Genomic DNA, 15,047 nt, shown 5'->3' on the forward strand with positions numbered 1-15,047 from the left:
GATAGATGAATATGATAACTTTGCCAATACCGTCATGATGGGTATCCATAACGATAAAGAGAGATACAACGCTCTGGTGCATGATGAAGGTATTTTGCGAACTCTTTTTAAAGCTGTGAAATCATCCACATCTGGTTCACGTTTTGACCGTGTGTTTATAACCGGAGTATCTCCAGTTGTGTTGAGTGACATCACCAGCGGGTACAATATTGCGGAAAATATCTATTCTCACTCTAAACTCAATGATCTTTGTGGTTTCACAGAAAGTGAAGTGCTCTCTGCTCTTGAAGATATTGTTGAACAGTGCAGTCTCAACAGTGAAGAGCTCAATGAAGCACTTGATATCATGAAAACATACTACAACGGCTACTGCTTTGTGCCTAAATTGAATCAATATATCTACAATCCTACCCTCTGCCTCTATTTCTTCAAACAATTTCAAGAAATGTGCGACTACCCAAGGAAGATGCTTGATTCCAACCTTGCCACCGATGAATCAAAACTTGAGTACGTTGCACAAATTCCCATGGGGCGTGAAATTATTGTCTCAATGATGGAGAGGGATAATCATCTTGAGGTTGGAGATCTCTCTGACCGTTTCGGCATAAGGGAGATGCTGGACGAAAGTTTTAAAAACAATATGTTTATTGTCTCTTTTCTCTACTATTTTGGAGTACTGACCCTTGCTGGTGAGACAGACGAGGGAGAGTTGATTTTAAAGGTTCCCAACCTTGTGATGCAGGGTCTTTATGTGGAACGGGTGCAAAGAATGCTGTTGCCGGAGCCTTCTGAGAGGGATGATGGAATCTTTGCTGCAAAGCAGGTTTATCAAAAGGGAGATATGGAACAGCTATCTGATTTTATTGAAAATCGTTATTTTGCTGTGTTCAAGAACAGGGATTACCGATGGGCCAATGAATTGACCCTTAAAACCGCATTTCTGACCCTTCTTTACAACGATATTTTATTTATAATGGATTCCGAGCCGGAGCTGCGGCGTCAGTATGCTGATCTAACAATGATAATACGGCCGGACAAGCGAAGGTTTAAAATATTTGATATTTTGATTGAGTTCAAGTTTGTGACGTTAAAGAGTGCCGGTATCACAGGGGAGGAAGCAAAGGCCTTACCTAAGGATTCTCTCCATGAACTGCCCCCCATAAAAAAAGCCTTTGAAGAGGGAGAAAAACAGGTTATTCAATATGGAAATCATCTTGATGAAAAGTATGGCAATCTCAGGCTCCAGAAATTTGTGGTGGTGGCTCTTGGGTTTGATCGGGTGTGTTTCAGGAAATTGACTTGATTTTGAGGCATCTTTTATATCTACTCAAAAACGACACCTATGAGCTTTTGAAGCTTGTCAATATTGTCTGAATCAGGATGCCCAGGATAACCAGGATTTACAGGATAAAAATCTTGAGTATCCTGTAAATCCTGGTTATCCTGATTCAGACAAATGCCATAAATGCCAACAACATGTCGATTTTGAGTATCTACACAAGAATACGTTGCTCTATTTTAAAATCTCTCAATAAATAAAAGGGATATTATGAAAATCAAATCTGTCAAAAAGGACAATGACCGTTTAATAAGCCCATCAGGGAGTAACAGCAACTCCATCCCCTTATGTGATTTCTCTTTAATCTATAACCGTTTCCCCGCCCCTGTTACCACTATAGATTCCCATACCGAAGGTGAAACCACCCGTCTTGTTGTGGATGGGATCGGAGAAATATTTGGCAGCACCATGATGGAGAAACTTTCATTTTTTAAATCCTCTTACGATAATATTCGATGTATGCTCACAAGAGAGCCTCGTGGTTCCAGGGAAATCCTTGCTGCCGTTGTTACGGAAAATGTATCCCCTGATGCTGCCTTTGGTCTGATTTACATGGATGCAAAGCGCTATCCATATCTTTGCGGCCATGCAACCATTGGTGCTGTTACATCTCTTTTTCATGCAGGTGCCTTAAATTTCAATGATGGTGAAAACAGAGTTCTTGTTGATACGCCGTCCGGAATAATGGATGCAAGAGCCGCTGTAAGGGATGGGAATCTTATTTCTGTTGCCATTAATATGGTACCCTCTTTTGTTTTTGCCACAGATCAATCTGTTGATGTTAAAGGTTTTGGCAATATTAATGTTGATATTGTATGTACAGGGGGCTTTTTTGCAATGGTTGACTCTGATTCTATCGGCATTGAACCTGTTATTGAAAACAGGGAGGTTCTTGTGGATCTTGGTATGAAAATAATAGATGCTGCCAATGAACAGCTTGAGATAAGTCACCCTTTGAGGCCGGATGTCAAAACTGTTGATGTAACGGAATTTTACAATAGTGATGTAAAAAGTGGTGTAAAGCAGGGCAGGGGAGTGGTGGTTTACGGGGAATCGCATATGGATCGTTCTCCATGTGGAACAGGTACCGCCGCCAAGCTTGCACTGCTTTACCATAAGAACCGCCTTGAAATGAATCTGCCCTATATCAACTATAGCCCCCTCGGAACATCATTGCAGGCAAAACTTGTGGAAAAGACCATGATAGGCGATAAAGAGGCTTTGGTTACACGAATTCAGGGGAGGGCGTGGATTACAGGATTTCATAATTTTGTGATTGACAGCTCTGATCCTTTTCAGGATGGATTTTTGATTTGACCTATGAAAGAGAAATGCTTTCTACTGTTGAAAATATAGCCTGGGTTGATCTTATTCGGCCATGACACCATGACAACTAATCATTCTTGAGGTTGTAAATATAAGCCTCGAAACTTTCCGGCAATGCAAAACAAGAAAAATATTAATATTATCAATTTGATAAACCGTAAACAAATATGATAAGCATAAACATTTGATTGTTCCAAACTTGTCAGTCATAAATTCTTTCCTTAGCCACCATACAAAGTATTTTTAAGATAAATGAAAACACAATATTGGGTGTCGTGTTTGAGCATTTATGACTCTTGAGTTCCAAAATTGGATATATATACTAAGAATCGACACCTTTTTGGTATTTATTGAATTTGTCTGAATCAGGATAACCAGGATTTACAAGATGCTCAGGATTATTATCCTGTAAATCCTGGGTATCCTGATTCAGACAGTATTTACAAGGCTCAAAAGCTCATAGGTGTCGATTTTGAGTAAATATTAAACATTCCCACGATAAAGGTCTATTAATGATTCACATTCTTTTTTCCGGATTTACCTGAACAATTTGTCTTATGCCGTCACGGGTTGGCGGACAGGTTTTTTCGGAAAATTGACGGTGTGAATATCTCCTCTCTCTGATTTCCCTGCCTTTTCATACCCTTTGTTTTCTAAAAAATATCGCTCGTCAATGCTGATATTGATGGTTGATAGATTACAATACTTCGGACAGTTTTTGAAAACTCGAAAAGCCCTATTATCAAGGGATTTCGAGACAACAGATAATTATTTAAAACTCAACCTGTGGGTTGAGGTGCGAATAAATAGCTGTATATCTGGAATCCCTTGATTTCAGGGGATAAAAACTGTCCGAATCATTGAGATTAATATATTGAAAATATTAAATATATTAACCTATCAACCTCAAGGATAAGTATTGATAGTGCAGTCGCTATCCATTTCCATTCACGGTGTAAGTCATATCCGGAGGGCGTTCTTTACCTGTTCCGGTCTGGCAATAAATGTGTAATGAGTCGAACCCGTTGATTCAACTCACAGGTGTTCTGCACGGCACTTGTTTTGTCCTGCGGATTAACGGTTATGATTCATTACCAGGATAAGGAAGGGAAAATGGATCAAAACAGAGCAACTAAGAACATAACTGCAGGTAATTGTGTGAAACACAAAAAGGTCATTGGTTCGGTTATGGTTGTCGGCGGTGGAATTGCCGGTATTCAGGCATCCCTTGATCTTGCAGACTCAGGATTTCTGGTACATCTGGTGGACAGGAAACCTCAGATAGGCGGGGTCATGGCTCAGTTGGACAAGACCTTTCCCACAAATGACTGTGCTATGTGCGTCATTTCGCCAAAGCTTGTGGAGGCTGGAAGGCATCTGAATATTGATCTGCATACCATGACAGAGGTAGATCAGATCAGCGGTGAAGCTGGCAATTTCAAGGTGACGCTCAGGAAAAAAGCCCGGTATGTGGATCTTGAAAAGTGTACGGCTTGCGGAGAATGCGCCAAGGTCTGCCCGGTTGATGTGCCCAATATGTTCGACCAGGGATTGAGGGATCGCAAGGCCGTGTTTAAGCTCTATCCCCAGGGCATGCCCGGCGGGTTTGCGGTGGACAAGAGAGGCACGGCTCCTTGCAAGGCAACCTGCCCCGCCCATGTCGGTATCCAGGGTTTTATCGCCCTGATGAAACAGGGAAAGTTCCGTGAGGCCATCAAGCTTTTTAAAGATGAACACCCATTTCCGGGTGTCTGTGGCAGGGTCTGCCATCACCCCTGTGAGTCGGAATGCACCCGATGCGAGGTGGATGACGCCCTTGCTGTCCAGCACCTGCACAGGGTGCTGGCAGATATGGATTTTGCACAAAATGATCCCTATATCCCTGAAACAGGGGATAAAAGAGATGAAAAAGTGGCTGTGGCGGGATCGGGTCCGGCGGGGCTGACAGCGGCATATTTTCTTGCCAAAGATGGATATGACGTGACTGTCTTTGAGAAGCTTCCGGTCAAGGGCGGCATGATGGCGGTGGGCATACCCGAGTACAGGCTTCCTCAAAAGGAGCTTGAAAAAGAGATCGCTGTGGTCGAGAAGATGGGTGTCCGGATACTCACCCATATGGCGTTGGGGAAGGAAATAACACTTCATGGGCTGCAGCAAGAAGGCTATGCTGCCCTTTTTATTGCAACCGGGCTCCATGGAAGCCGAAGCCTCGGTGTTGAGGGTGAAAACCTTGAGGGTGTACTCCAGGGCGTTCATTTTCTCAGGGAAACGGCACTTGGGAAGATTCGTTCCATTAAAGGCAGGGTGGTGGTGATCGGCGGCGGAAATGTGGCAGTCGATGTGGCATTGACTGCCAGGCGGCTTGGCTCGGCAGATGTCACCATGGTCTGCCTTGAGGGACGGCACGAGATGCCGGCCTGGGATTATGAAGTGGAAGAGGCACTGGAAGAGAAAGTCAAAATTGAAAATGGTCTTGGCCCTGCCCGCTTTATTGAAAAAAACGGGGCTATTTTCGGTGTTGAATTTAAAAGATGTACATCGGTGTTTGACGAAAATGGACGGTTCAATCCCCAATATGACCCTGCTGATCTGATCACAATCGAAACGGATCATGTCATTGTCGCAATCGGCCAGACAGGAGAGCTGGAATTTGCACAGACACAGTCCATACCCGTGACAAACCATGGCGGGCTTGCGGCAGATCCGCTTACCCTTCAAACCTCCATTCCATGGGTATTTGCGGGCGGGGATGCCTTTTACGGTCCAAAATCGGTTGTGGATGCGGTTGCTTGCGGCAAGGAAGCTGCGGAAAGCATTCACAGATTTCTCCGTGGGACAGATCTTGCCGCAGGACGGGAACGGCAATTTTTAGTCGAAAAGCCCGACACCTCCGGTGTCCCGCTGAAAAAAAGAGCCAAACCCGTCAAACTTTCGGTTGAACAAAGAGAGGGCAATTTCGACGAGATTACCTTTGCCCTCAATGAGGATGATATTCGTCAGGAGGCTGACCGGTGCCTCTCGTGCGGCATATGTTCCGAATGCTTTCAGTGTGTTGAGGCGTGCATTGCCGGAGCCATTGATCACACCATGACGCACCAGAGCGAAATCGTGGAGGTCGGAGCCGTCATCATTGCCTCTGGGTTTAGCCCTTTTGATCCCTCACCCCATGCCCAGTACAACTACGCATCCCATCCCAATGTGCTTACAAGTCTTGAATTTGAAAGAATCCTGTCTGCTTCCGGCCCCTGTCAGGGACATCTGCTTCGCCCCTCCGATGGAAAGGAACCAGGACGCATAGCCTGGCTTCAATGTGTCGGTTCCAGGGATATAAATACCTGCGACAATGGTTACTGTTCCTCTGTCTGCTGCATGTATGCGGTCAAGCAAAGTGTGATTGCAAAGGAGCACAGTGAAAAAGAGCTGGATACAGCCATATTTTATATGGACATGAGAACCTTTGGCAAAGATTTTGACAGATACTATATGAGAGCCAGGGATGAATATGGTGTGAGGTTTATCCGTTCAAGGATCCACACTGTTGAAGAAGAAAAGAACGGCAACCTCAAGCTGACCTATGCCACTGATTTCGGAAAACCGAAAACAGAAAGCTTTGATATGGTCGTTCTGTCAGTGGGTATGATCCCCGACCATGATTCCCTTGTCCTGGCTCGAAAGCTTGGTATAGAGCTGAACCGTTACAGATTTGTGAAGAGCAATGATCTTTCTCCAGTCTCGACTTCAAGAAAGGGGATCTATGTATGCGGCGCCTTTCAGAGTCCCAAGGACATACCCCAGTCGGTCATGGAGGCTTCGGCAGCTGCGGCAGCGGCATCCGGAGAGATCTCGTCTGTCAGGGGGACATTGATCCGGAAAAAAGAGTTGCCTCCGGAGATCAATGTCAGCAGTCAGCAGCCGAGGATCGGGGTATTTGTCTGTAACTGCGGCATCAATATCGGTGGCGTGGCAGATGTGCCTGCCATAAGAGACTATGCTGCCACACTGCCCCATGTGGTGCATGTGGAAGACAACCTTTTTACATGTTCCCAGGATACCCAGGACAAGATGAAGCAGGTGATTGTCGAACACGACATCAACAGGGTTGTTGTGGCATCGTGTTCCCCAAGAACCCATGAACCGCTTTTTCAGGAGACCATCAGGGAAGCCGGGTTAAACAAATATCTCTTTGAAATGGCCAATATAAGAGACCAGAATACATGGGTTCATATGGAGGACAGGCTTGGGGCTACTGCCAAAGCAATTGATCTGGTTAGAATGGCTGTTGCAAAAGCCTCCCGGGTTGTACCACTCCATGAAACCCTGCTTGGGGTGACAAAAGCCCTTCTGGTCATCGGTGGAGGCGTGGCCGGCATGGAAGCAGCACTGGGTGCCGCGAATCAGGGATTTCAGGTCTATCTGGTGGAGCGTGAAAGGGAACTTGGAGGGGTTGCAAGGCATCTTCATACCACTGTCCAGGGAGAGAAGATCCGGCCTTACCTTGAGAATCTCATCCACAACATAATGGAACATAAACTTGTCCGCTTGTTCATGGGCAGCGAAGCTGTTGGAACGACGGGCATTCTGGGCAATTTTGAAACCGAAATTATATCTGTGAACGAGCAGGCCTACACCACAAAAGTTAAACACGGAGCAACCATCCTTGCAACAGGAGGAGATGAGTATAAGCCCCGGGAATATCACTATGGGGCACATCCCGGTATTTTGACCCATCTTGATCTGGAAAACCTGTTTGAACAGGAAGAATGGTTACGTCATAAGAAAAGGAAGTTTGGTTCTATAGAAGAAGAGTTTGCCGGGATAGATGAAGCTTGTGCCGAGACAGACGAAGGGTGTGCAGAAACAGAAGAAACGTGTGTAGAGACAGATGAATTGTTTGATAACCTGGGAGAGAAACCTGCCCAGATAGATACAATAATAACAGATGCGGGGACAGTGGTGTTTATACAGTGCGTGGGGTCAAGGTCTAAGGAGAGAGACTACTGCAGCAGGATCTGTTGCACCAATTCCATTAAAAAGGCTTTGAAGATCAAGGATAACAATCCTGATACGGATATTTTCATTCTATACAGGGACATCCGAACCTACGGGTTTCGGGAAGCATTATACACAGAGGCAAGGGAAAAAGGGATCATATTCATCAGGTACGACGAAGATAATCCCCCGGAACTTACAATTGTGCCGGATAATGATGCACTGGCTGGTGATGCATTGGATAACAAGGCGCTGGATAGTGACAACCTTGCTGATGATGGCGATGGTAACGGGAATGCCAGCCCCGGTAAATTGAAAATTACAGTCATGGAACATATTCTCAAACAAAAAATTCTCCTCGAACCCGATATTGTGGTGCTTGCCTCTGCAATTCTTCCAAATGAGAACAAAGAGCTGTTCGAGCTGTTCAGGGTACCTGTCAACAGTGACGGATTTCTTGTTGAAGCCCATGCAAAACTGCGCCCTGTAGATTTTGCTTCGGAAGGTCTTTTTCTTGCCGGTCTTGTCCACTATCCAAAGTCCCTTGACGAAACCATTGCACAGTCAACAGCCGCACTTTCGCGAGCACTTGTGGTTCTGTCAAAGGATGTCATCTCGGTGGGAGGGGCTGTGGCTGAAGTGGCGGATCCCCAACACTGTGCCTGTTGCCTTGTCTGTGTCAGAAGCTGCCCCTACGAAGTCCCCAGGGTAAAGGAAGGCCATGCCTTTATTGAGCCTGCCCGTTGTCACGGCTGCGGTGTCTGTGCTGCCGAGTGCCCTGCAAAGGTGATCACCCTGCACCATTTCACTGACCCGCAGATTATTGGAAAAGCAACCGCACTGTTTGCAGAATCTGCCGCCTGATACAAGAGAGAGCATAAAACATTAAGGAGAAATAAAAATAATGACTGATCAATTTGAACCTCAGATAGTGGGTTTCTGTTGCAGATTTTGCGCCTATGCAGCCGCAGATCTGGCTGGCTCCATGAGACTCTCCTACCCTGAAAGTATCAAGATCATACAGGTGCCCTGTACCGGAAGGATCGATGTTATCCATATTCTGAGAGCCCTTGAAGAGGGCGCGGACGGCGTTATGGTGGCAGGCTGCCTGGAGGGGGAGTGTCATTTTCTTACCGGTAACCTCAAGGCAAAGAAACGGATCGGTTCTGTTAAGCGTATTCTTGAACAAATTGGCATCGAGCCGGAACGTGTCGCAATGTTCAACCTCTCCTCTGCCATGGGAGCGAGATTTGCCGAGATTGCAACTGAAATGACAGAAATCATACGTAAAATAGGCCCGAGCAAGGTGAGATTGAGAAATGAGGAAAAGATAAAACTTGCAGGTTGAAATCAAAGTTAACGCCAGAACGAAGCGGGTTTTATCCAAGACCTGCGAATATATTAAGGAATTCCCTATGGATAACGAGAATATGAATATTATAATCATCAACAATAAAAAATTGCCCTTTCAATCAGAGGAGACCATCCTTGAGGTTGCGCAACGCAATAACATTTTTATTCCCACCCTGTGCCATCTAAAAGGTACCACTACAACCGGTGCGTGCCGGATATGCGTTGTGGAGGTAAAAGGCGCCCGAGATCTTCTCCCCTCCTGTGCCACACCCGCCGCTTCCGGAATGGTGGTACACAGTGAATCTCCGGAGGTGATCAGAGCGAGGAAGGAGATCATCCGCCTGATGCTCTCATCCGGTAACCACAACTGTGCCATCCGGGACTTTACTCCGGATGAGTGGACATCCTTTCACCTCAACGTACTCAAGGATGACAACCACAATGATCTTTGCCCGGTATGGGGCTCGTGCCAGCTCCAGGATCTGGCATACCGCTACCAGGTCACCACAAAAGCCATTCCGCCCTCTGCATCTAAATATCCCGTGGAAACTGTCAATCCCTTTATTATCCGGGATTTTTCAAGGTGTATCCTGTGTGGCAAATGTGTCCGGGCGTGCCGTGAAATCCAGGTGAACAATGCCATAGATTTCGGATACAGAGGCGCTTCCACAAAAATCGTGGCAGGTGCGGATGTGGCGCTCAAGGATTCCGACTGTGTCTTCTGCGGAGAGTGCGTACAGGTCTGCCCTGTGGGCGCCCTAATACCAAAAGAGATTTTTGGGAATAAAACACGATTTAAAAAAACTGTAAAAGTGAGAACCACCTGTTCCTATTGCGGTGTGGGGTGTCAGATGGATCTCACGGTTCAGGATAATAAAATTGTTCAGATCAACGGTGCCGAAGATGCAGAACCCAATCACGGCAGCCTTTGCGTCAAAGGACGTTACGGCTATGATTTTGTGGCATCACCGGAGCGGCTCACCACCCCGCTTATCAAAAGAAACGGAAAATTTGAACCGTCAACCTGGGACGAGGCAATTACCCTTGTGGCAGGGAAGTTCATGGAGATCAAAGAGAAAGAGGGTTCCGACCGTATGGGGGTTCTCACATCCGCAAGGGTGACAAACGAGGAAAACTATATTGCCCAGAAATTTACCCGGGCAGTTCTTAAAACCAACAATATCGACCACTGTGCCCGTCTTTGCCACGCATCTACAGTTGCGGGGCTGGCGGCATCCTTTGGAAGCGGTGCAATGACAAACACCTTTGCAGATATTGAAACCTCGGATCTTATTCTGGTGACCGGCTCCAACACAACCGAGACTCATCCGGTATTTTCAACCTTTATAAAGAGAGCTGCACTAAAGGGAAAAACCTTGATTGTGGTAGATCCCAGAAAAATCAAGCTGACGGAACATGCAGGAAAATGGCTCAGGCCGGAGCTGGGTACGGACATTGCCTGGATCAATGGGCTGATGCATGTGATCATGGAGGAGAATCTTCATGACAAGGCATTCATACAAGAGAGAACCGAAGGGTTTCAACAGATTGTTGAAACCGTGAAAAAATATACCCCTGCATATGTGGAGAGGATTACAGGGATTCCTGCAAGCGATATAATCGAGACCGCCCGGCTCTTTGCAAAGGCCGACAAGGCGAGCATCTGCTATTGCATGGGCATCACCCAGCACACCTGCGGTACTGACAACGTAAAATCCCTTGCCAACCTCTCCATGCTCTGCGGTCATCTTGGAAAAGCCGGTACAGGTGTCAATCCTCTGAGGGGGCAGAACAATGTACAGGGAGCCTGTGATATGGGAGGGCTTCCCAATGTCTTTTCCGGTTACCGGAAGGTGGATGATCCCGATGCCCTTAAAAAACACGAAATCGCCTGGGGTACAGTGGGACTTTCCGGCAAGCCGGGTCTTACGGTGACAGAGATGATTCAAAAGGCAGAAGAGGGGGATTTGAAATCTTTATACATTATCGGAGAGAATCCATTGGTCTCAGATCCTGATCTCAACCATGCGGAAAAGGCTTTAAAAGCACTTGAGTTCCTTGTGGTTCAGGATATTTTTCTGACAGAAACGGCACAGTTTGCTGATGTCGTACTACCATCCTTCTGTTTTGCAGAGAAAGAGGGTACCTTCACCAATACGGAACGGCGTGTACAACGGGTGAGAAAGGCAGTCGAAGCTCCAGGGTTTGCAAGACAGGACTGGCAGATCACATGTGAGATCGCTACGAAAATGGGCACACCGATTCACTATGAAAGTTCAGTTGAGATCTTTGATGAGATGAGAGAGGTAACACCATCCTATGCAGGTATCACATGGGCAAGGCTTGAAAACGAAGCTATCCACTGGCCATGCCCAACCCGTGACCATCCTGGCACCCCGATACTGCATACAACCCAATTCACAAGGGGTAAGGGACTGTTCCACGCCATCGAATATCAGCCACCGGCAGAAGTTCCAGATGCTGCCTATCCATTCATGCTCACAACCGGAAGGGTGATTTATCATTACCATACCGGAACCATGACAATGAAATCCCTTGGATTGAATGAGATGTCGCCGGAATGCTTTGTGGAGATTTCATCCAATGATGCGGCAAAACTTAATATCAGTAATGGAGAGATGGTGAATATCTTCTCCAGAAGGGGAAAAATCAAGGCAAAGCTTGCGGTATCGACAAAAGCTGTGGATGGCACCTTGTTTATACCCTTTCATTTTGCACAGGCCGCCGCCAACCGGCTTACCAACGCAAAGATTGATCCTGTGGCTAAAATACCGGAGTTGAAGGTGTGTGCCGTCACAATAGGGAAAACAGCGTAACCGATAACGTAAAGAGGCTTGAGACCTTTGCAAGTCAGGACTTTGAGCCTCTTTTTTATATATTGCCACTTTAAAAAACAAATTATTTATAAACTCAAGAGTCATGAGTTCTCAAAGCTGCCACCATATATTGTGGTTTTATTTACCTTAAAAACACTTTTGGTGGTGGCTATTGAAAAAACTTATGACTGACGAGTTATAAAGGAGAAATTGAATTATGAATGGAGTTTTTAAGGCTTTTGTGTCTGTTTTTGTGAGTTTGATTTTTTGTCTGTGTGCGGTATCTCCTTGTTTAAGTACCGACACTGCTAACACCAGCGCAACCAAGGAAAGCAAAGATGCTGAAAAAGCACCTGCTGTTTTTTTCCCTGCACCTCGTTTTGAATTTGACCGGATGATCGAGGGCGAAGAGATTCTCCACGATTTTGTGATCATGAATAAAGGAACAGGTGTTCTTTTGGTTCAGAAGGTGAAGACCTCTTGTGGGTGTACCACTGTCTCTTATTCAAAGGAGATTCCTCCGGGTGGAGAGGGCATAATCTCCATGAAGGTGAATACCAGAGGGTATGGCGGAAGAAAACTGAGCAAAACCATCACTGTTATGACAAATGACATCATGACTCCCAACGTCACCCTTACGGTGTCGGGTATGATAGAAAATTTTGTCACCATAATCCCGCGGTTTTTGCGGCTTACCGGTAAAGCGGGGGAAACGGTTAAATCAGTTGTTAAAATTGTACCGGAAAGCAAATACCCATTTTCAATTACAGGTATCAGCGCCCAGGACCGAACAAATATCAAATACGAACTCAATGAAAATACCGCCGATTCCGGAGAAAAAGAGTATGCAATTACGGTGGAGAATGTTAAGAAAGAAGCTGGCTCCTATTATGATGTACTGATATTGAAAACTGACAGCAAGATTCAGCCTGAAATAAAAATTAATGTAATGACAAAACTCATGGATGCTAATCTCTCTGCCAATACTTCTACAAATGCGCTCATGACAGGAGAAAAGATGGTTAATGAGTCCAATGGAAACAACAACGTAAATAATTTTCTTGAAATCATTCAAAAAATGCAGAAACAGAACACAACCGGCATCAATAGTGATGAGACTTCCACTCATAGTGCAGCGTCAGTTCAGGATACTGAATGAGCTAAAGCGTTAAAATACTCAAAATCGGCACCTATGAGCTTTTGAGCCTTGTCAATACTGTCTGAATCAGGATGCCCAGGATAAGCAGGATTTACAGGATAAAAATCCTGAGCATCCTATAAATCCTGCTTATCCTGATTCAGACAAATTCAATAAATGCCAAAAAGGCCAACAAGGTGTCATTTTGAGTAAAATAACACCGGGAGTAAAAAAAACGGGAACAGTGACAATGGAAAACTTATGCGCCGACCTTATCCTTTTTAATGGAAAGATTCATACACTTGATCAAACCTGCCTTATAGATTCCAGTATAAGAAAAAGAGCTTTTTATTCCCGGGAGCAATGCTCCCAAGATTCAATTACCTGTCCAACAGCAGTTGCCATATACGGCAGAAGGATTCGGGCTGTTGGGGATGACAGGACAATTCTTGCAATGTCAGGCACTGATACCCGAAAAATTGACCTTGAAAATCGCCTTGTGCTACCGGGATTTACAGATACCCATTTTCATTTTTATGAGTGGGCACTTAATTATGACAATCTTGATCTGGCTAATTTAAAATCTTTTTCAGAACTGCAAAAAGCCATTGTTCAAAGAGCTGCTCTTTTGAAGCCTGGTCAATGGATTATTGGTCAGGGGTTCAATGAGTCAGACTGGCCGGAAAATCGAATGCCCCACAGAATCGATCTTGACATTGTTGCGCCTGACAATCCCGTATGTATCTGGCGTTGTGATCTTCATCTTGCTGTGGCAAACTCAATGGCACTCGGCCTTGCAGGTATTGGAAGTTTCTCTGAGCCTTCTGCCCTTGCTTCCGGTTTTTCCGGATCTTCCGATTATGTTATTGACAGGGATGAAAGCGGCATTCCCACAGGAGTTTTGAAAGAGCTTGCTCCCAATATGATAAAGCGTGTTATTCCTCCCCTTTCCGAAGCTCATCTTCTGAAAAACATGGAAAAGGCAATTGCCCATGCTCACTCCCTTGGTTTAACAGGTATTCATGATGTTCGCCTGATGGGAGGAGCAGAAGGAGCCGATGCCCTTGGTGCATGGCAGACTCTGCGAAGTAGCGGCAAACTTAAAATTCGATGCCATGTGACACTGCCAGGAGATATGACGGATCATGCTGTAGCATTGGGATTGCGTACAGGATTTGGGGACGATTATCTCAGAGTCGGGCATTTGAAATTCTTTTCAGACGGCGGTATGGGGGCAAGGACAGCCTGGGTAACTGAAAAATATCTTGATGGTGAATTTGGCATGCCTTTAACTCCCATTGAGGATATCAGGGAAGCAGCCTTAAAAGCTGACAGAGCAGGACTTTCATGCATGGTTCATGCTGTCGGGGACAGAGCCTGCAGGGAGGTTATTCGTATGTTTGCAGATATTGAGAATGGAAACAGGCTTTTGAATAGACAAAGTCCCAATGGTATAGCTCATAAGCAGGAATCCGAAGCTGTATTGTTTCCCTCTCTGCATATCCCCCATCGCATTGAGCATGTGCAGATGATTCTTCCTGAAGATCTCAAGGCATTGTCTTTGCTTGAAAACATTGCTGTTTCGTGTCAGCCCAACAACATGAGTATTGATATCTCAATGATTGAACAGTGCGCCGGAAAAAGGGGAAAGTATGCCTATGCCCTTAAAAGTATTCTTGAAACAGGGGTTCCAATGATGCTGAGTTCCGACGCTCCTGTGGCTGACCCCAACCCTTTTGCAGGAATTTACTCTGCTGTTACACGAAAACGTATGGATGGTACTCCTGAAGAAGGATGGTACCCCAGACAGGCTTTAAGTATTCTTGAGGCAGTAAAAGGCTACACCCTTACGCCTGCTATGGCAACAGGGCAGGGCGATAGGCTTGGCAGTATATCAAAAGGGAAACTTGCGGATATGGTAGTTCTTGATCAGGATATATTTAAATGTGTTCCTGAAAAGATTGCAAAAACAAAAGTTGATATAACTATTTTTGACGGGAATGTAGTATATACTCGCCATGAATGATTTTATGAAGGACTCTTTTATAAGGGACTACGCTTTTTC

The 15,047-nt window shown here is 45.5% G+C and carries 7 protein-coding genes; all 7 read left to right on the plus strand.

Going from position 1 to position 15,047, the window contains the following annotated elements; translation table 11 throughout:
• The coding region (locus MTBBW1_RS15970; protein WP_080804797.1) for an AAA family ATPase at positions 1–1,303 on the plus strand (1,303 nt) is incomplete at its 5' end.
• A gap of 246 nt (positions 1,304–1,549) precedes the next feature.
• Positions 1,550–2,656: a proline racemase family protein gene (locus tag MTBBW1_RS15975; RefSeq protein ID WP_080804799.1), complete on the plus strand. Its 1,107-nt coding sequence runs from the start codon at positions 1,550–1,552 to the stop codon at positions 2,654–2,656.
• Between the two features lie 1,122 nt (positions 2,657–3,778).
• Positions 3,779–8,518, plus strand: coding sequence for an FAD-dependent oxidoreductase (locus MTBBW1_RS15980; RefSeq protein ID WP_080804801.1), 4,740 nt, complete (start codon positions 3,779–3,781; stop codon positions 8,516–8,518).
• Positions 8,519–8,558: 40 nt separating this feature from the next.
• A complete protein-coding gene (locus MTBBW1_RS15985) occupies positions 8,559–9,002 on the plus strand; it encodes a hydrogenase iron-sulfur subunit (RefSeq protein ID WP_080804803.1) in 444 nt (147 codons plus the stop codon).
• Between the two features lie 67 nt (positions 9,003–9,069).
• Positions 9,070–11,844: a formate dehydrogenase subunit alpha gene (gene fdhF / locus MTBBW1_RS15990; protein ID WP_080804805.1), complete on the plus strand. Its 2,775-nt coding sequence runs from the start codon at positions 9,070–9,072 to the stop codon at positions 11,842–11,844.
• Between the two features lie 217 nt (positions 11,845–12,061).
• Complete coding sequence (locus MTBBW1_RS15995) at positions 12,062–13,003, plus strand: DUF1573 domain-containing protein (RefSeq protein ID WP_080804807.1); 942 nt, start codon at positions 12,062–12,064, stop codon at positions 13,001–13,003.
• Between the two features lie 229 nt (positions 13,004–13,232).
• On the plus strand, positions 13,233–15,008 hold the full coding sequence (locus tag MTBBW1_RS16000) for an amidohydrolase (protein ID WP_080805146.1): 1,776 nt from the start codon (positions 13,233–13,235) through the stop codon (positions 15,006–15,008).
• Positions 15,009–15,047: the final 39 nt, after the last annotated feature.

It is taken from the genome of Desulfamplus magnetovallimortis (genome assembly GCF_900170035.1).
GTDB lineage: Bacteria > Desulfobacterota > Desulfobacteria > Desulfobacterales > Desulfobacteraceae > Desulfamplus > Desulfamplus magnetovallimortis.

Coding starts and splice junctions, on each gene's coding strand:
- MTBBW1_RS15985 (WP_080804803.1), top strand. CDS start 8,559: ATGACTGATCAATTTGAACCTCAGATAGTGGGTTTCTGTTGCAGATTT.
- MTBBW1_RS15975 (WP_080804799.1), top strand. CDS start 1,550: ATGAAAATCAAATCTGTCAAAAAGGACAATGACCGTTTAATAAGCCCA.
- fdhF (WP_080804805.1), top strand. CDS start 9,070: ATGGATAACGAGAATATGAATATTATAATCATCAACAATAAAAAATTG.
- MTBBW1_RS15995 (WP_080804807.1), top strand. CDS start 12,062: ATGAATGGAGTTTTTAAGGCTTTTGTGTCTGTTTTTGTGAGTTTGATT.
- MTBBW1_RS16000 (WP_080805146.1), top strand. CDS start 13,233: ATGGAAAACTTATGCGCCGACCTTATCCTTTTTAATGGAAAGATTCAT.
- MTBBW1_RS15980 (WP_080804801.1), top strand. CDS start 3,779: ATGGATCAAAACAGAGCAACTAAGAACATAACTGCAGGTAATTGTGTG.